Source organism: Pseudonocardia humida (assembly GCF_023898865.1).
Lineage (GTDB): Bacteria > Actinomycetota > Actinomycetes > Mycobacteriales > Pseudonocardiaceae > Pseudonocardia > Pseudonocardia humida.
On sequence record NZ_JAGSOV010000025.1, the window covers coordinates 62,893 to 80,457 of the forward strand.

17 protein-coding genes are annotated in these 17,565 nt (G+C 73.8%); 12 read left to right on the plus strand and 5 right to left on the minus strand.

Annotation, left to right across the window (positions count from 1 at the left end; all coding sequences use genetic code 11):
* The first annotated feature begins 56 nt into the window (after nt 1-56).
* A complete protein-coding gene (dnaE, locus tag KDL28_RS12900; RefSeq protein WP_252438146.1) occupies nt 57-3,596 on the plus strand; it encodes a DNA polymerase III subunit alpha in 3,540 nt (1,179 codons plus the stop codon).
* 150 nt (nt 3,597-3,746) lie between these two features.
* Nucleotides 3,747-3,971, plus strand: a complete 225-nt coding sequence (locus KDL28_RS12905; protein WP_252438148.1) for a hypothetical protein — start codon at nt 3,747-3,749, stop codon at nt 3,969-3,971.
* A 46-nt stretch (nt 3,972-4,017) separates the two neighbouring features.
* Here the strand turns inward: KDL28_RS12905 and KDL28_RS12910 are convergent, their stop codons facing one another.
* Entirely contained in the window at nt 4,018-4,218 is a 201-nt protein-coding gene (locus tag KDL28_RS12910) for a DUF397 domain-containing protein (protein ID WP_252438150.1), read from the minus strand.
* Nucleotides 4,219-4,477: 259 nt separating this feature from the next.
* Here KDL28_RS12910 and KDL28_RS12915 point away from each other — a divergent pair, with 259 nt between their 5' ends.
* Nucleotides 4,478-5,044: an isochorismatase family protein gene (locus KDL28_RS12915; protein ID WP_252438153.1), complete on the plus strand. Its 567-nt coding sequence runs from the start codon at nt 4,478-4,480 to the stop codon at nt 5,042-5,044.
* Between the two features lie 41 nt (nt 5,045-5,085).
* Here KDL28_RS12915 and KDL28_RS12920 read toward each other — a convergent pair whose 3' ends face one another.
* Nucleotides 5,086-5,997, minus strand: a complete 912-nt coding sequence (locus KDL28_RS12920; protein WP_252438155.1) for a PaaX family transcriptional regulator — start codon at nt 5,995-5,997, stop codon at nt 5,086-5,088.
* A gap of 126 nt (nt 5,998-6,123) precedes the next feature.
* Here KDL28_RS12920 and KDL28_RS12925 point away from each other — a divergent pair, with 126 nt between their 5' ends.
* The 3 genes from KDL28_RS12925 to KDL28_RS12935 are packed head-to-tail and all read left to right on the plus strand — an operon-like array spanning nt 6,124 to nt 8,189.
* The gene (locus tag KDL28_RS12925; RefSeq protein WP_252438157.1) at nt 6,124-7,098 is read left to right on the plus strand and encodes a GNAT family N-acetyltransferase; all 975 of its coding nucleotides are present in this window, start codon (nt 6,124-6,126) and stop codon (nt 7,096-7,098) included.
* Complete coding sequence (locus tag KDL28_RS12930) at nt 7,095-7,646, plus strand: GNAT family N-acetyltransferase (protein ID WP_252438159.1); 552 nt, start codon at nt 7,095-7,097, stop codon at nt 7,644-7,646. The genes KDL28_RS12925 and KDL28_RS12930 overlap by 4 nt, the downstream gene beginning before the upstream one ends.
* A gap of 36 nt (nt 7,647-7,682) precedes the next feature.
* Entirely contained in the window at nt 7,683-8,189 is a 507-nt protein-coding gene (locus KDL28_RS12935; RefSeq protein ID WP_252438161.1) for a type II toxin-antitoxin system PemK/MazF family toxin, read from the plus strand.
* Nucleotides 8,190-8,202: 13 nt separating this feature from the next.
* Here the strand turns inward: KDL28_RS12935 and KDL28_RS12940 are convergent, their stop codons facing one another.
* Together KDL28_RS12940 and KDL28_RS12945 are read right to left on the minus strand one after the other, a co-directional pair.
* Nucleotides 8,203-8,883 carry an LON peptidase substrate-binding domain-containing protein gene (locus KDL28_RS12940; protein WP_252438163.1) on the minus strand — a complete coding sequence of 227 codons (681 nt, stop codon included), beginning with the start codon at nt 8,881-8,883 and terminating at the stop codon, nt 8,203-8,205.
* 5 nt (nt 8,884-8,888) lie between these two features.
* Nucleotides 8,889-9,587 (minus strand): NUDIX hydrolase, encoded by a 699-nt coding sequence (locus KDL28_RS12945; RefSeq protein ID WP_252438165.1) that lies wholly within the window; start codon nt 9,585-9,587, stop codon nt 8,889-8,891.
* 157 nt (nt 9,588-9,744) lie between these two features.
* On the opposite strand from KDL28_RS12945, the gene nadA reads away from it, so the two are divergent.
* The 6 genes from nadA (at nt 9,745) to hisB (ending at nt 16,536) form a co-directional block, all read left to right on the plus strand.
* The gene (nadA, locus tag KDL28_RS12950; RefSeq protein WP_252438167.1) at nt 9,745-10,770 is read left to right on the plus strand and encodes a quinolinate synthase NadA; all 1,026 of its coding nucleotides are present in this window, start codon (nt 9,745-9,747) and stop codon (nt 10,768-10,770) included.
* A 70-nt stretch (nt 10,771-10,840) separates the two neighbouring features.
* Nucleotides 10,841-12,436 (plus strand): L-aspartate oxidase, encoded by a 1,596-nt coding sequence (locus KDL28_RS12955; protein ID WP_252438169.1) that lies wholly within the window; start codon nt 10,841-10,843, stop codon nt 12,434-12,436.
* The gene (gene nadC / locus KDL28_RS12960) at nt 12,433-13,299 is read left to right on the plus strand and encodes a carboxylating nicotinate-nucleotide diphosphorylase (protein ID WP_252438171.1); all 867 of its coding nucleotides are present in this window, start codon (nt 12,433-12,435) and stop codon (nt 13,297-13,299) included. Before KDL28_RS12955 ends, nadC begins: the two co-directional genes overlap by 4 nt.
* A gap of 179 nt (nt 13,300-13,478) precedes the next feature.
* Nucleotides 13,479-14,813, plus strand: coding sequence for a histidinol dehydrogenase (gene hisD, locus KDL28_RS12965; RefSeq protein WP_252438173.1), 1,335 nt, complete (start codon nt 13,479-13,481; stop codon nt 14,811-14,813).
* Nucleotides 14,810-15,940, plus strand: a complete 1,131-nt coding sequence (locus tag KDL28_RS12970; protein WP_252438175.1) for a histidinol-phosphate transaminase — start codon at nt 14,810-14,812, stop codon at nt 15,938-15,940. Before hisD ends, KDL28_RS12970 begins: the two co-directional genes overlap by 4 nt.
* Entirely contained in the window at nt 15,937-16,536 is a 600-nt protein-coding gene (hisB, locus tag KDL28_RS12975; protein ID WP_252438177.1) for an imidazoleglycerol-phosphate dehydratase HisB, read from the plus strand. The genes KDL28_RS12970 and hisB overlap by 4 nt, the downstream gene beginning before the upstream one ends.
* A 661-nt stretch (nt 16,537-17,197) precedes the next feature.
* Here the strand turns inward: hisB and KDL28_RS12980 are convergent.
* Nucleotides 17,198-17,563, minus strand: a complete 366-nt coding sequence (locus KDL28_RS12980; RefSeq protein WP_252438179.1) for a nuclear transport factor 2 family protein — start codon at nt 17,561-17,563, stop codon at nt 17,198-17,200.
* Nucleotides 17,564-17,565: the final 2 nt, after the last annotated feature.

A 17,565-nucleotide genomic window follows, 5' to 3' on the forward strand; every position in this document is an offset into this window, starting at 1 on the left:
CGGCAGTCGATCGAGCGCAGCCCCCGGGCCGCGCCAGGAGGGAGCAGTCCACCCCGATGGCCAGCCCGAAGGACAGCTTCGTCCACCTGCACACCCACACCGAGTTCTCCATGCTCGACGGGGCCGCCCGGCTGGACGACCTGTTCAAAGAGGCCGCGCGGATGGAGATGCCCGCGCTGGCGATGACCGATCACGGCAACGTGTTCGGCGCCTACGAGTTCTGGCGCAAGGCCAACGCCAACGGGGTCAAGCCGATCATCGGCATGGAGGGCTACCTGTCGCCCGGCTCCCGGCACGAGCGCAAGCGCGCCACCCTGGGCGGCCAGCAGATCAGCGACGACAACCCGGGTGAGATGTACACCCACATGACGCTGCTGGCCGAGAACACCGAGGGGATGCACAACCTCTTCCGGCTCTCGTCCCTGGCCTCCCTGGAGGGCTACTACTACAAGCCCCGCATGGACCGCGAGCTGCTCGAGACCTACGGCAAGGGGATCATCGCCACCACCGGCTGCCCCTCCGGCGAGGTCCAGCGGCTGCTCCAGCAGGACCGTTACGCCGACGCCTGCCAGGCCGCCAGTGACTACCGCGACATCTTCGGCAAGGACAACTTCTTCTGCGAGCTGATGGACCACGGCATCAGCATCGAGAAGCAGGTCCAGGAGGACCTCTTCCGGCTGAAGAAGGAGCTCGACCTCCCCGGCCTGGCCACCAACGACCTGCACTACACCTACGCCGAGGACGCCCGGCCGCACGAGGTGCTGCTGTGCGTGCAGACCGGCAAGACCCTCGCCGACCCGAACAGGTTCAAGTTCGACGCCCAGGACTTCTACCTCAAGTCCCCGGCCGAGATGCGCGCCCAGTGGGACGACCAGTTCCCGGAGTCCTGCGACAACACGCTGCTGATCGCCGAGCGGGTGGACGTCGGCTTCACCGAGGGCCAGGACCTGATGCCCCGCGCCCCCGTCCCGGAGGGGGAGAACGAGGAGTCCTGGCTGGTCAAGGAGGTCGAGCGGGGGCTGCACATGCGGTTCCCGAACGGCGTCACCGACCAGTACCGCAAGCAGGCCGAGTACGAGCTGTCGGTCATCATCCAGATGGGCTTCCCCGGCTACTTCCTGGTCACCGCCGACCTCATCCAGCACGCCAAGAAGGTCGGCATCCGGTGCGGGCCCGGCCGCGGGTCGGCGGCGGGCTCGCTGGTCGCCTACGTCCTGGGGATCACCGACCTCGACCCGATCAAGCACAAGCTGATCTTCGAGCGGTTCCTCAACCCCGAGCGCATATCGATGCCCGACATCGACATGGACTTCGACGAGCGCCGGCGCGGCGAGATGATCCGCTACACCACCGAGAAGTACGGCGAGGACCGGATCGCCCAGATCATCACCTACTCCACCATCAAGGCCAAAGCGGCCATCAAGGACTCGGCCAGGGTGCTGTTCGGCCAGCCCGGCTACGCGGTGGCCGACCGGATCACCAAGGCGATGCCACCGGCGATCATGGGCAAGGACATCCCGCTGTCCGGGGTGTTCGACCCGTCCCACAAGCGCTACTCCGAGGCCACCGAGGTCCGCGCCCTCTACGAGGTCGACCCGCAGGTCAAGGAGATCATCGACACCGCCCGCGGCCTGGAGGGCCTCAAGCGCCAGTGGGGCGTGCACGCGGCCGGTGTGATCATGTCGTCGAAGCCGCTGATCGACGTCATCCCGATCCAGCGCCGCGAGGCCGACGGCGCCATCATCACGCAGTTCGACATGGGCGCCTGCGAGACGCTCGGGCTGCTCAAGATGGACTTCCTCGGCCTGCGCAACCTGACGATCATCGACGACGCGCTGGAGAACATCGAGCTCAACGGCAAGCCCAAGCTGGAGATCGAGTCCGTCGAGCTCGACGACAAGAAGACCTACGACCTGCTGGCCCGCGGCGAGACGCTCGGGGTGTTCCAGCTCGACGGCGGTCCGATGCGCGACCTGCTGCGCCGGATGGCCCCCACCGAGTTCGACGACATCTCCGCCGTCGGCGCGCTGTACCGGCCGGGTCCGATGGGCGCCAACGCCCACAACGACTACGCCGACCGCAAGAACGGCCGGCAAGAGGTCACCCCGATCCACCCGGAGCTGGCCGAACCCCTCAAGGACATCCTCGGCGAGACCTACGGCCTGATCGTCTACCAGGAACAGGTCATGGCGATCGCGCAGAAGCTGGCCGGCTACACGCTCGGCAAGGCCGACCTGCTGCGCCGCGCGATGGGCAAGAAGAAGAAGGAGATCCTGGACAAGGAGTACGCCGGCTTCGCCCAGGGGATGAAGGACCACGGCTACTCCGAGGCCGCGGTCAAGACCCTCTGGGACATCCTGCTCCCGTTCTCCGACTACGCGTTCAACCGCGCCCACTCCGCCGCGTACGGCCTGGTCTCCTACTGGACGGCCTACCTCAAGGCCAACTACCCGGCCGAGTACATGTCCGGCGTGCTCACCAGCGTCCGCGACGACAAGGACAAGGCCGCGGTCTACCTGGCCGAGTGCCGCCGGATGGGCATCACGGTGCTGCCCCCGGACGTCAACGAGTCGGTGCGCAACTTCGCCCCCGTCGGCAACGACATCCGCTTCGGCCTTGGCGGCATCCGCAACGTCGGCGTCAACGTCGTCGACTCGATCGTGGCGGCCCGCAAGGAGAAGGGCGCGTTCACCGACTTCAGCGATTTCCTGCGCAAGGTCGACGCCGTCGTCTGCAACAAGAAGGTCATCGAGTCGCTGATCAAGTCCGGTGCCTTCGACTCGCTCGGCCACCCCCGCAAGGGCCTGCTGCTGGTGCACGCCGACGCCATCGACGCGGTCATGAGCACCAAGAAGGCCGCCTCGATGGGCCAGTTCGACCTGTTCGGCTCCATGGACGGCTCGGGCGGCTCCGAGCTCGACTCGGTCTTCGACGTCAAGGTCCCCGACGACCAGTGGGACCCGAAGCACCAGCTCGCCGTCGAGCGCGAGATGCTCGGCCTCTACGTCTCCGGCCACCCGCTGCACGGCGTGGAGCAGGTGCTGTCGGCCAAGTCCGACATGCCCATCTCCACGATCCTGGAGGGCACCGTCCCCGACGGCCACCAGGTCACCATCGGCGGCATCCTGGCCAACGTGAACCGCCGGGTCAACAAGAACGGCGAGCCCTGGGCGTCCGCCCAGCTGGAGGACCTGGCCGGCGGCATCGAGGTCCTGTTCTTCCCCCGCTGCTACCAGGTCGTCGGCGTCGACGTCGCCGAAGACGCGATCGTCCTGGTCAAGGCCCGCGTCAACCGCCGCGACGACCGCGTCTCACTCATCGTCAACGACCTCGCCGTCCCCGACCTCACCAGCGCCAACGGCGGTCCCGGCGCCCCCGTGAAGGTCAGCATGCGCACGGAGCTGGTGACCCCCCAGCGGGTGTCCAAGCTCAAGGAGGTGCTGAGCAACCACCCGGGAACGTCCGAAGTGCACCTGAGCCTGATCAACGGGTCGCGCACGACGATGCTCAAACTGGACGACTCGTTGAAGGTGACGCACTCGGGGGCGTTGATGGGCGACCTGAAAGCCCTGCTGGGGCCGGGGTGCCTGGGCTGAGCGGCGGGTAGCGGCAGACGCTCGGGGACGGGCCTTGTCGCCCCCGACCGCCCGTTGGCTCAGCGGGCCAGTTGCACCGGTTTGAGCCGACGCCTGCTCCGATGGTCATACCCCGGGAGGGCGCTCGTCTGGCCCACGACGGTCTACCGGGTGTCCGACCTGGCCGCCGCGCACGCGGACGCCCGCACGGCCTGGCCCGACCGGCCCGGCTGCCGCGCCGCCGCCCGCTCGACCCTGCCGATCGTCGTGCCGACCGACGACCGCTGCCTGGTGCTGCCGGTCACCCGGCTGCGGGCCGCCCTGGCCGAGGCCAGGGCCGACTACCTGCTCGTGGCCGACCAGCCGCTGCGTTCGGACCTGGATCTGGCCAGCTGAGGGGTTGCGTCCCCGGTCCGGGCCCGCCGGACCGGGGACGCTCCCGTCACACCTTCAGACGGACCGTCGACTCGACGTCGACGCCGGCCGGACGCGGTCCGGGGCCGGCGGCGGGGCCGAAGTCGAGCTGGTTGGACTTGATGCCGCGGACGAAGTCCGCCCACTCGTGCGCGTTGAACACGACCCCTGGTGCGGCCTGGTTCTTCAGGTCCCGCAGCGCGACCGATCCGTCCTCGAGCCGGGTCACCTCGACCGAGCCGACGCGGGTGCCGGCTCCGCCTCGGCGGGGGATGTCGCCTGGTCCTGCCATTGCCTACCTCGCCCGTCCTCTGCTCGCGATCCTGGACTGGCCGGCCCCGCGTGATCGGGCCGGCACCGCACCCTAACGCGCTGCCGTCGGCGGGCGGTCGGGCCGACCGGCGCGGGTGCGGTCGGCGGCGTGCCGCTGTCGGTGGCGGGTCCTACGGTGGGTCCGGTACCGAGGACCAGCGCGTCGGGAGGGACCCATGACCACGCTCGACAACCGGCCGAACACTGCCGTGCTCGTCGTCGACGTCCAGAACGGCGTCGTCTCCGGCGCCCACGAGCGCGACGGCGTCGTGGCCAACATCGCCCGCCTGGTCGAGAAGGCGCGGGGCAGCGACGTCCCGGTCGTCTGGGTGCAGCAGACCAACGAGGAGTTCCCCCGCGGCAGCGACGGCTGGCGCATCGTGCCCGAGCTCGTCCCGGGCGAGTCCGAGCCCGCGGTGGAGAAGGAGCACGGCGACTCCTTCGAGGCCACCAGCCTCGAGCAGGTCCTGTCCGCGCTGGGTGTCGGGCGGCTGTACGTGGCCGGCGCGCAGACCGACGCGTGCATCCGGGCCACCCTGCACGGCGCGTTCGTCCGCGGGTACGACACGACGCTGGTCACCGACGCCCACACCACCGAGGACCTCACCCAGTGGGGCGCGCCGCCGCCTGCCCAGGTCATCGCCCACACCAACCTGTACTGGGGCTTCCAGACCGGTCCCGGGCGGACGGCGGCCACGGTCACCACCGAGGAGGTCGACTTCCGGGTCACCACCGACGCGTAGGCCGGCCCCGGCACGGGTCGACGACGCCCCGCCGCGCGCGATCACCCTTCGACGGCGGGTGGGTGCGGGTCGGCGTCGGCGACGAGCTCGTCCCACTCCTGCTGGGCCTGCTCGGCCCAGCAGGAGTGCAGCTGGTCGAACACGGCGGCCGCGCGGGCGCCCGCCCAGCGGGCGGGCAGCAGCTCGGCGGGCAGCTTGGGGTCCAGGAACGGGAAGCGCCGCCACGCGTGCACCAGGTGGATCTGGTTGCTCAGGGTGCCGCCGGTCGGGTCGGCGGTGGCCGCGGCGAAGGTCTCCAGGAAGCCCTCGTAGGCCTCCTCGACCTCGGCCAGGTCCCAGGCCTGGGCCACCAGGTCGCGCTCGAAGCCGATGGTGCCGAAGGGGCCGACGAACGAGCTGCTGACGGCGGTCAGCTCCAGGTCGGCGAGGACCTTGGCCACCTCGTCCTGCTTGTCCGGGTCGGGGCTGAGCCAGACGCCGGGGGCGGGGGAGCCGAGGCCGACCCAGGCCAGCCGGGTGCGCAGGCGGTGGCGCAGCTGGCGGCGCACCTCGGGCACGCTGACCAGCAGCACCAGCCACCGTCCCGCCCACGGGCGGGCCGGGGCGCCGAAGCCGTAGATGCGGGTGGCGCCGTCGGTGAGCAGGCTGCGGCCCTGCTCGGTCAGCGACCAGCGCACCCGGCGCCCGGCCCGGTCGGACTCGAGCAGGCCCTCGGCCGCGGTGCGGGCGAGGGCCTGGCGGGCCGACTTGTGCTCGACGCCGAGCCGGCCCAGCACATCGATCAGCACCTGCGTCCAGACGGCGTCGTCGCGCGGCAGCACGAACTCGCCCAGCACCGTGAGCAGCAGCGACCGCGCGCTGGTCGCGCCGAGCTCCCGCCGGCGGGAGAGTGCGGGGTGCTCCGCACCGGCCGCCGCGACGCCGGACGCGGCCGTGGACGAGAGGGTCGACATGGCCCCGTCAGGGTAACCGGGCGCACCGGCGGTGGCCGAGGCGCTGGTCCGTTCGCCTGCCCGCGCGGCGGGGAGGCGGCCCGAGTGGGGTGCACGGGCGGCGATCAGGACCTACCGTCGCTGCACGTGATCGCCCTCGCCCTGCCGCTCGCGCTGCGCCACCGACCCCTGCGTCCCTCCGACGCGGCCACCTGGGCCGAGCTGCTCGCCGCCGCCGAGGCCGTCGACCGCCTCGGCCGGCACTACGACGCCCAGGACTGCGCCCTCGAGCTCGCCGACCCCGACCTCGACCACGAGCGCGACGCGGTCCTCGTCCTCGACGGCGACCGGCCGGTGGCGTGCCAGGTGCTGTGGGTGCGCGGTCCGGTCGGGGAGCAGGTCGTGGAGGCCGACGGCGTGGTGCACCCGGACCACCGCGGGCGCGGCATCGGGACGGCCCTCGTCGGGGTGGCCCGGGACCGAGCGGTCGAGCTGGGGGCGCGGTTGGACGTGCGGGTGGCGGAGTCGATGCCCGCGGCGGTGGCGATGGCCGAGCGGTCCGGCCTGGTGCCGGTGCGGTGGTGGTCGGAACTGCGCCGCGACCTCGCCGCGCCGGTCGTCGCACCGCCCGTGCCCGAGGGGGTCGAGTTGCACATGCTGGGTCCGGACTACGACGGAGCCCGCTGGGACAGGGCGCTCTGCACCGCCCGCAACGCCTCCTTCGCCGACCACTTCGGCTCGGTCCCCGACGAGCTGGAGACCTTCGTGCACCACCGCACGGCCAACCGCAACTTCCGCTCGGAGTGCTCGATCGCCGCGCGCACCCCCGACGGCGTGGTCGTGGGGTTCGTGCTCTGCGAGGAGTTCGCGGCGGCTACCGCGCGCACCGGGCGGCGCGACCTCTACGTCGACACCGTCGGCACGGTCCCGTCGTGGCGCGGCCGGGGCCTGGCCGCCGCGCTGCTCGCGCGGGTCCTCGGGCGGGCGCGCGAGCTCGGCTACGCGTCCTCGTCGCTGACGGTGGACGCGACCAACCCGACCGGCGCGCTCGGCGTCTACGGCCGCGCCGGCTACGTCCTGCACCGCCGCGACGTCACCTACGCGCTCCCGCAGGCCGGGTGAGCGCCGTGGACTGGTCGCTGACCTGGGAGGACGACCTCGACGCCGGGGCGCACGCCGAGCTGGCCGGGCTGCTGCGCCGGTGCTTCCCGCGCTCGCGCCGCCTCGACGGGTCGCGCAGCTGGGCCAGTGCCCGGCCGGAGGTGCGGCTGGTGGGGCGGCGGGACGGGCGGGCCGTCGCGCACATCGCCGTGCTGCGCCGGTACCTGCGGGTCGCGGGCGACGACCGCGACCTGCTGGTCGGCGACGTCGGCCTGGTCGGGGTCGACCCCGACCAGCAGGGGCGGGGCACTGGCCGGCTGCTGCTGGTCGAGCTCGCCGGCGTGCTGGACGGCTGGGCGCTGCCGTTCGGGTTCCTGACCACCTCCGACGACCTCACCGGCTTCTACGCCGCAGGCGGCTGGGCGCGGGTGCCCGCCCGCACCCGGATGATCGAGCCGGACGGGCGGGTCGAGGTGTACGGGGGACCGTCGATGGTGCTGCCGGTGCGCTCCCCGATGGCCGACTGGCCGGCGGCCGACGTCGTCGACCGCAACGGCTACGAGGTCTGAGCAGAGCCTGGAGATCGGGTCGGGCATGCTGGTCCGATGGCCGACTGGGGGAAGGCGCTGCGGCAGGCGGCGCGCATCGGGATGGACCTGCTGAAGTACGGGCAGCGTCGGAGCGCCCCCGCGCCCACGGCCGACCCGCGGCGCAGCGGCGCGCGCCAGGCCCCGACCGCGGACCGCGCCGACAAGATCGTCTACGCGCCGAACCCCGACGGCGCCGCGGACCCCGGCGAGGTCGTCTGGGCCTGGGTGCCGTTCGAGGAGGGCGACGGTCGCGGCAAGGACCGCCCGCTGCTCGTCGTCGGCCGCCGGGGCGGGGAGCTGGCCGCCCTGATGCTGTCCAGCCGGCACGACCGCCAGGGCGACCGGGACTGGGTGTCGATCGGTTCCGGGGCGTGGGACCGGCAGGGCCGGGAGTCCTTCGCCCGGCTCGACCGGGTGCTGGAGGTCGGCGAGCAGGACATCCGCCGCGAGGGCGCCGTGCTCGACCGCGCCCGCTTCGACCGCGTCGCCGACCAGCTCCGCACCCGCTTCGGCTGGCGCTGACGGAGGCCGGGGGTCAGTTGAAGGAGTGCTCCACCGCGAAGGTGGTCATGGGGGCCGGGACGGCGCGCAGCTGCGAGAGCAGACCGGTCTCCCGGGCCATCAGCGCGCGCACCATCCGCAGGCGCTCGGTGGGCGAGGTCTGCTCCAGCAGCTGCTGCCGGTCGCCGATCGGCAGCAGGCAGTCGGCGGCCAGCACGTGCGGCAGGGTCCCCGGCTCGACGTCGGCCTCCGGCTCGGACCAGTCGTCGGACTTCCACGCCGTGGCGCAGTAGCGGCGGTGCGCGTCGCGCGCGGAGCTGATCAGCATCCGGGTCAGGTCGCCCGCGTCGGCAGGCGTCTCGACGTCGGGCAGGTGCTCCACGGTGCCCATCAGGTAGGGCTTGGTGTCGGCGTCGATGTCGAGCAGTCGGAAGCGGCGCGATCCGCGGGTGACGATGTCGAACCGGCCGTCGGGCAGTCGGCGCACGTCGCGCAGCTCGGCCGTGCACCCGACGTGGTGGACGCCCTCCATGCCGTGGTCGTCGGGGGTCCAGCCCTCCCGAACGGCCACCACCCCGAACAGCTTGCCGGGCACGGCGCCCGTCACGAGATCGACGGTGAGCTGGCGGTAGCGCGGCTCGAAGACGTGCAGCGGCAGGGACGCTCCGGGGAGCAGGACCGTACCCAGGGGGAACAGCGGAAGGGTCTCGGTCACCCGGATCACGGTACGGCCGACCGCGCGACCTCGCCCGGCGGCCGCAGCACGGCGAAGGCGTCGGTCACGCGCAGCGACCGGTCGGTGAACCGGAAGCGTCCTGCCGGCCGACCTCCGGACGGCCCTGGCGGCGCGATCGCGCCGGTCGGTTGGAGCAGCCCGCGCCGGGTCAGCACGCGCTGCAGGTTGGTCGCCGAGACGGGGTGCCCGAGCGCGCCGACATATAACGCGCGCAGTTCCGAGATCGTGAACTCGTGCGGGGCCAGCGCGAAGCCCAGGTTCGTGTAGGACAGCTTGGCCCGCAGCCGCTCGCGGGCGTCGCGGACGATCAGGGCGTGGTCGAAGGCCGTCGGCGGCAGGTCGGCGAGCCGGTGCCACGCCGTGTCGGCGGGCAGGGCGGGGTCGGCGTCGGAGGGGACGAGCCCGAAGAACGCGGTGGCCACGGTGCGCGGGCCGGGGACCCGGTCGGGGTCGCTGAACACGGCCAGCTGCTCGACGTGGGCGATCTCCCGGACGTCGACCTTCTCGGCGAGCTGGCGGCGCACCGAGGCCTCGACGTCCTCGTCGTCGCGCAGCCGCCCGCCCGGCAGCGCCCACCGCCCGGCGTCGGGTTCGCGGGCGCGCTGCCAGGCCAGCACCTGGAGGTGGCCGTCGCGGATCTGCAGCACGGCGGCCAGCACCTCGTGCGCGGTTGGCCGGCTCATGGGCGCAGATCGTAGGCGTGGCCGTCCGACCGGCCGTCGCGGTGAACGGATCGTTGCCGGTAGGTGAGGCGCGGGTCACGGGACGGGTGCGGACCGGGCCCCTCGGAGCTACAGTAGCGCACGTTTACGACTCATAGTCGAAAACAGAGGAGGCACCGTGTCGCTCACCGACACCGTCGCAAGGCCCCAGGTCGGCCCCGGTACCGACCCCGTCGCCGACCCCGGCCCCGACTGGGCCGCGGAGGTCCGCGAGCTGGCCGGGCGGCGTGGTGCCGTCCTGCTGGCGCACAACTACCAGCTGCCGGCCATCCAGGACGTGGCCGACCACGTCGGCGACTCGCTCGGGCTGTCCCGGATCGCGGCCGCCGCCGAGGCGGAGACGATCGTCTTCTGCGGCGTGCACTTCATGGCCGAGACGGCCAAGATCCTGGCCCCGGACAAGACGGTGCTGATCCCGGACGCGGCCGCCGGCTGCTCCCTGGCCGACTCGATCACCGCCGACCAGCTGCGCGCCTGGAAGGCCGAGCACCCGGGCGCGGTCGTGGTCAGCTACGTCAACACCACCGCCGAGGTGAAGGCCGAGACCGACGTCTGCTGCACCTCGTCGAACGCGGTGGAGGTCGTGGAGTCGATCCCGGCCGACCGCGAGGTGCTGTTCCTGCCCGACCAGTTCCTGGGCGCGCACGTCCGGCGGGTCACCGGGCGGGAGAACATCCACGTCTGGGCGGGCGAGTGCCACGTGCACGCCGGCATCAACGGCGCCACGCTCAGCGCGAAGGCCGCCGAGGACCCGGACGCCGAGCTGTTCGTGCACCCCGAGTGCGGCTGCGCCACGTCGGCGCTCTACCTGGCCGGCTCCGGGGCCGTCCCGGCCGACCGGGTCAAGATCCTTTCCACCGGCGGCATGCTCGACGCCGCGCGGGCGTCCACGGCGGCCTCGGTGCTCGTCGCGACCGAGATCGGGATGCTGCACCAGCTGCGCCGGGCCGCCCCTGAGATCGACTTCCGGGCGGTGAACGACCGGGCGTCCTGCCCCTACATGAAGATGATCACCCCGGAGAAGCTGCTGCGGGCGCTGCGCGAGGGCCGCGACGAGGTCCACGTGGCCCCGGACCTGGCCGCCCGTGGTCGCGCCGCGGTCCAGCGCATGATCGAGATCGGGCAGCCGGGCGGCGGCGAATGAGCGAGCTTGCGAGCGAATCATCGACACGGTGCCTGCGCGAAGCGCCGAGCTCGCGCAGCGAGGGAGAGCGATGAGCGGCTGGGAGGCGGCGGCCGACCTGGTCGTCGTCGGGTCCGGGGTGGCCGGGCTGACCGCCGCCCTTGACGCCGCCGAGGCCGGCCTGCGGGTCGTCGTGGTGACCAAGGACAGCGCCGATGCGGGGTCCACCGGCTGGGCCCAGGGCGGCGTCGCGGTCGTGCTCGGCGACGTCGCCGGCGACAGCGTGGCCGCGCACGTCGAGGACACCCTGGCCGCCGGGGGCGGGCTGTGCGACCCGGCCGCGGTCCGCGCCATCCTGGCCGACGGCCCGGCCGCGGTGGCCCGGCTGCGGGCCCGCGGGGCCCGCTTCGACGGCCCGGACGCCCGTCCCGACCGCACCCGCGAGGGCGGGCACAGCGCGTTCCGGGTGGTGCACGCGGGCGGCGACGCCACCGGGGCCGAGGTGGAGCGGGCGCTGGTCGCCGCGGCGGGTGACCGGCGGCTGCCGCTGCTCACCGGGCACGTGGCCGTCGACGCCCTGCTGGACGCCCGCGGCACGCTCGCCGGCCTCGCGGTGCTCGACGACGCCGGCCGCCCCGGTGTCCTGCGCACCCCGGCCGTGCTGCTGGCCACCGGCGGGTACGGCCAGCTCTACGCCTCGACCACCAACCCGGAGACGGCCACCGGCGACGGCGTCGCCCTCGCCCTGCGCGCCGGGGCCACCGCGGCCGACCTGGAGTTCGTGCAGTTCCACCCGACCGTGCTCTACACCGGTCCGGCCGTGGGGCGCCGACCGCTGGTCACCGAGGCGGTGCGCGGGGAGGGTGCGGTGCTGCGCGACCGCACCGGCCGCGCGTTCATGGCCGGGGTGCACCCGCTGGCCGACCTCGCGCCGCGGGACGTGGTCTCCGCGGCGATCAGCCGCACGCTGGCCGAGTCCGGCGCCGTCTGCGTCTTCCTGGACGCCACCGCCCTGCCCGGGTTCGGGCGCCGGTTCCCGACCGTCACCGCGGCCTGCCGGGCGGCCGGGGTCGACCCCACCACCGAGCCCATCCCGGTGACGCCCGCGGCGCACTACTCGTGCGGCGGCGTCGTCACCGACCTGCACGGGCGCACCGGCGTCCCCGGCCTCTACGCGGCCGGGGAGGTGGCCCGCACCGGGCTGCACGGTGCCAACCGGCTCGCCTCCAACAGCCTGCTGGAGGGGCTGGTGATGGGGGAGCGGGTGGTCGCGGCCGTGCTGGGCGACCGGGCCGCCGGGCGCCCCGCGCCGGGTCCGGCCGTCGCCCCGCCGCCCGCGGTGCCGATCGCCCCGCGCGGCGTGGTGCAGCGGGCGATGACCGCGGCCGCCGGGATCGGCCGCTCGGCGTCGGGGCTGGCCGCGGCCTCGGACGTCGTCGAGGCGGCCACCGCGCTGTCGGTCCCCTGCGACCGGGCGGGCGTCGAGGACGCCGCGCTCACCCTGCTCGCCCAGGCGGTGCTCGCCGCCGCGGGCGGGCGCACCGAGAGCCGGGGCTGCCACCTGCGCACCGACTTCCCCGCCCGCGACGACACCTGGCAGCGCGAGAGCCTGCCCATCGGCCTGGACGCCACCGGCCGCGCGGTCGTGCTCCCCGCGCTCGCCACCACGAAGGGGAGCGCCGCATGACCGGCACGCTGATCGGACCCGACCTCGACGACCTGCACCGCGTCGTCGACACGGCGCTGGGCGAGGACCTGCGCTACGGCCCGGACGCCACGACCGCGGCCACCGTCGCGGCCGACGCCGTGGCCACCGCGGTGTTCGCCGCCCGGAAGCCGGGCGTGCTGGCCGGCGTGCCCGCCGTGCGGGCGGTGCTCGACCGGGTGCTCGGCGCCGACGGCTACCAGGTGCTCGACGCCATGGCCGACGGCGACCGCCTCGCCCCCGGCGACGCCGCGCTGACCGTCCGGGCGCCGGTGCGGGGCCTGCTCACCGCCGAGCGCACCGCCCTCAACCTGCTCTGCCACCTGTGCGGCGTGGCCACCGCCACCGCGGCCTGGGTGGACGCCGTGGCCGGCACGGGCGCCCGCATCCGCGACACCCGCAAGACGCTGCCGGGTCTGCGGCTGCTGGAGAAGTACGCGGTGCGCTGCGGCGGCGGGGAGAACCACCGGCTGGGGCTCGGCGACGCCGTCCTGATCAAGGACAACCACGTCGCCGCCGCGGGCTCGGTCGGGGCCGCGCTGGCCGCGGTGCGCGCGCACGCCCCCGACCTGCCGCGCGAGGTCGAGGTCGACACGCTGGAGCAGCTCGACGAGGTGCTGGCGCTGCGGGCCGAGCTGGTGCTGCTGGACAACTTCGACGTCGCCGCGACCCGGGAGGCGGTGCGGCGGCGGGGGACCTCGGCGACGCTGCTGGAGTCCTCCGGCGGGCTGACCCTGGCCGACGCGCGGGCCTACGCCGAGACCGGCGTGGACTACATCTCCGTCGGCGGCCTGACCCACTCGGTGACGGCGCTGGACCTCGGTCTGGACCTGCGTGGGGGCTGATCGGGTGTGAGCGCTCCCAATTCCGCTGGCGCTCCGTTTCGATTCAGTCACCGTCCGTGGTAGTTCGAGGTCCCCGGTTCGACCTTGTGGGTGGCGCGCACGGCCCGCTCATGGGTCGGGTGTGCAAAACCTCGGTCGGCCGGGCGTGGCGGGCTGGCGGTCGGTCGTAGGCTGGGTCGGTGCTCCGCCGACTCGACCTGCGCTCCGACCCGCTCCCCGGTACCGCCCGGCTCCGCGGCCTGCTCCCGCGGGCCGACGTCGACGTCGACGCGGCGGTGGAGCAGGTCAGGCCCGTCGTCGACGCGGTCCGCGAGCGCGGGGTCGAGGCGGCCCTGGAGTACGGCGAGCGGTTCGAGCGGGTCCGCCCCACCGCCGTGCGGGTGCCCGAGCAGACCCTGAAGGCGTCGCTGGCCGCGCTCGACCCGGCTGTGCGGGACGCGCTGGGGGTCTCCATCGCACGGGCCCGCACCGTGCACGCCGACCAGCGGCGCACCGACGTCGTCACGCAGGTCGCGGCGGGCGGGGTCGTCACGGAGCGTTTCGTCCCGGTGCGCCGGGTGGGGCTCTACGCGCCCGGCGGGCTGGCCGTCTACCCCTCCAGCGTCGTCATGAGCGTGGTCCCGGCCCAGGAGGCCGGGGTGGAGTCGCTGGTACTGGCCTCGCCCCCGCAGGCCGAGCACGGCGGCCTCCCGCACCCGACGGTGCTGAGCGCGGCCGCGCTGCTGGGTGTCGAGGAGGTGTGGGCGGTCGGTGGCGCGCAGGCCGTCGCGCTGCTCGCGCACGGCGGCACCGACACCGACGGCGCCGAGCTGGAGCCCGTCGACATGATCACCGGGCCGGGCAACATCTACGTCACCGCGGCCAAGCGGCTGGTCCGCGGGCTCGTCGGCATCGACGCCGAGGCGGGCACCACCGAGATCGCCGTGCTCGCCGACGCCACCGCCGACCCGGTGCACGTCGCCGCCGACCTGATCAGCCAGGCCGAGCACGACCCGAACGCCGCCTCGGTCCTGGTCACGACGTCCGCCGAGCTGGCCGCCGCGGTCGACGCCGAGCTCGCCCGCCAGGTCCCGGCGACCAAGCACACCGAGCGGATCTCCACCGCGCTGGCGGGCCCGCAGTCCGCGACGGTGCTGGTCGCCGACCTGGACGACGGCCTCACCGTGGTCGACGCCTACGCCGCCGAGCACCTGGAGATCCAGACCGCCGACGCTCGCGAGGTCGCGCTGCGGGTGCGCAACGCCGGGGCGATCTTCGTCGGGCCGTGGTCGCCGGTGTCGCTGGGCGACTACTGCGCCGGCTCCAACCACGTGCTGCCCACCGGCGGCTGCGCCCGCCACTCCGGCGGGCTGTCCGTGCAGACCTTCCTGCGCGGCATCCACCTCGTCGAGTACACCGAGCAGGCCCTCGCCGACGTCGCCGACTCGGTGCGCACGCTGGCCACCGCCGAGGACCTGCCCGCGCACGGCGAGGCCGTCACCGCCCGCTTCGGCCCGGCCCGGACCGCCCGGTGAGCGCCGACACCGCCACCGTCGGCGGGCAGGTCACCCTCGACGAGCTGCCCCTGCGCGACGACCTGCGCGGCAAGTCGCCCTACGGCGCCCCGCAGCTCGACGTCGCGGTGCGGCTCAACACCAACGAGAACCCGTACCCGCCGCCGCCGGAGCTGGTGGCCGACGTCGTCGAGGCGAGCCGGGTCGCCGCCGCCGAGCTGCACCGCTACCCCGACCGCAACGCCGTGGGCCTGCGCACCGACCTGGCCGACTACCTGACCACGGCCACCGGCGTCCCGCTGACCTGCGCGAACCTCTGGGCCGCGAACGGGTCCAACGAGGTCCTGCAGCAGATCCTGCAGGCCTTCGGCGGCCCCGGCCGGATCGCGGTCGGCTTCGAGCCGTCCTACTCGATGCACCCGATCATCGCCGCCGGCACGCGCACCGAGTGGCTGCCGGCGCCGCGCCGGTCCGACTTCTCCGTCGACGTGCACGCCGCCGCCGCCGTGCTCGCCGAGCACGCCCCCGACATCACGTTCCTGACCAGCCCGAACAACCCCACCGGGCAGTCGCTGGAGCCGGCCGAGCTGGCCGACCTGATCGACGCGGCCCCCGGCGTCGTGGTCGTCGACGAGGCCTACGTCGAGTTCTCCGACCGGCCCAGCGCGGTCGCCCTGCTCGCCACCCACGGCCACAAGCTGATCGTCAGCCGCACCATGAGCAAGGCGTTCGCGTTCGCCGGCGGGCGGCTGGGCTACCTCGCCGCCGCGCCCGCCGTCGTCGACGCCCTCCAGCTGGTCCGGCTGCCCTACCACCTCTCCGCGCTCACCCAGGCCGCCGCGCGGGCGGCGCTGCGCCACGCCGACGCCACCCTGGCCTCGGTGGCGCTGCTGCGGGCCGAGCGGGGCAGGGTGGTCTCCGAGCTGGCCGCGGCCGGCTACGACGTGGTTCCCAGCGACGCGAACTTCGTGCTGTTCGGACGCTTCGCCGACGCCCCCCGGGCGTGGCGGGCGTTCCTGGACCGGGGGGTGCTGATCCGCGACGTCGGGATCGCCGAGCACCTGCGGGTCACGGTCGGCACCCCCGAGGAGAACGACGCGTTCCTGCAGGTCGCAGTGGACGTCCTGGCGCTGGAGGAGCGTGCATGACCAGGATCGGCCGCGTCGAGCGGATCACCAAGGAGTCGAAGGTCCTGGTCGAGATCGATCTGGACGGCACCGGCCAGACCGAGATCACCACCGGCGTCCCCTTCTACGACCACATGCTCGACGCCCTGGGCAAGCACGCCGCCTTCGACCTCACGGTCGAGGCGTCCGGCGACGTCCAGATCGACGTGCACCACACCGTGGAGGACGTGGCGATCGTGCTGGGCCAGGCCCTGCGCCAGGCCCTCGGCGAGAAGAAGGGCATCCGCCGCTTCGGCGACGCCATGATCCCGATGGACGAGACGCTCGCCCAAGCCGTCGTCGACGTGTCGGGGCGGCCGTACACGGTGCACACCGGCGAACCCGACGTCATGCAGTCGTTCGTGGTCGGCGGGCACTACCCGACGGTGCTCAACCGGCACGTCTTCGAGTCCCTGGCCTTCCACGCCCAGATCAACCTGCACGTCCTGGTGCTGCACGGGCGCGACCCGCACCACATCACCGAGGCCCAGTTCAAGGCGATCGCTCGGGCGCTGCGCGCGGCCACCGAGTACGACGCCCGCATCACCGGCATCGCCTCCACCAAGGGCACCCTCTAGCCCTCCCCGCCCCGAGCGGAAGTGACCCTCGTCCAGCCTGGTCGGGCGAGAGTCACTTCGCTCAGGACGTGACACGGATCCGCGGCACCCCGCGGATGCGGCGCGCTCCCGCCGCGAGGCGGGGCTGCGGGGTGGGTGCCGAAGGCGTGAACCTCGGGGCCGCGAAGCGCCCACCCGCCTCGGGGAGGCCCCGGCCCCCTGTCCGGAATGGTTACCGGCCGGTGTGGGGGCATTCGCCGCGCTGGTGCGGCTCATGTCCCCGATTCGCGATGGCGGCGTCGGCCGGCGTGCGTGGCGGGTGTCCCCCGGCGCGAGTGGTGCATCAGCGGGCTCGCCGGACGGCAGGACTTTCGTTGCGCCCGACGGGACGAGAGCCACTCTCGTGGCGCCCGAAGGAGCGAGCGCGACTCTCGTCCCACCCGGCGAGCGAGTGGCGCGGTGGGCCGGCCTCGTTGGGAGAGGGCGCCACTCGCTCAACCAGGGCGGGAGGGGCCCGGTGGGCGAGTGGCGCGTTCGCCCAGCCTGGTTGGCCCAGCGCGCCGTTCGCTCGAAACGGGCGCGCGGGCGAGCCCGGGAGCGGGACGAGAGTGGCTCTCGTCCCGCCTGGTCGGACGAGAGCCACTCTCGTTCGGTTACTGATCATGGTGGGCGGCTGGGCCGGTCATGTCAGGGCGAACTGGTGGTCCTCGCGGATGCGGCCGTCGTCGTCCAGCCGCACGACCATCAGGCCGGTCCACGCGATGTCGCCGCCGCCGTCGGGGCGCATGACCGTGCGGAAGGTGACGGTGCCGTGGTGGCCGTGGGCGGGGCCGTCGCGGTGGAAGCGGAAGCCCTGGCCCGCGACGAGGTCGTCGTGGGCGGAGCGGACGCGCTCCTGCAGGGCGGCGTGGCCGCGGTGCTCGCGGGTCTCGGTGAACTCGACGGCGTCGGGGGCCCACAGCTCGTCGACGGTGGCCCGGCGGGTGGTGGGGTCGGGCTCGTTCCACACGGCGACGTAGCGGTCGGCGAAGGCCTGGATGTCGGTCATGT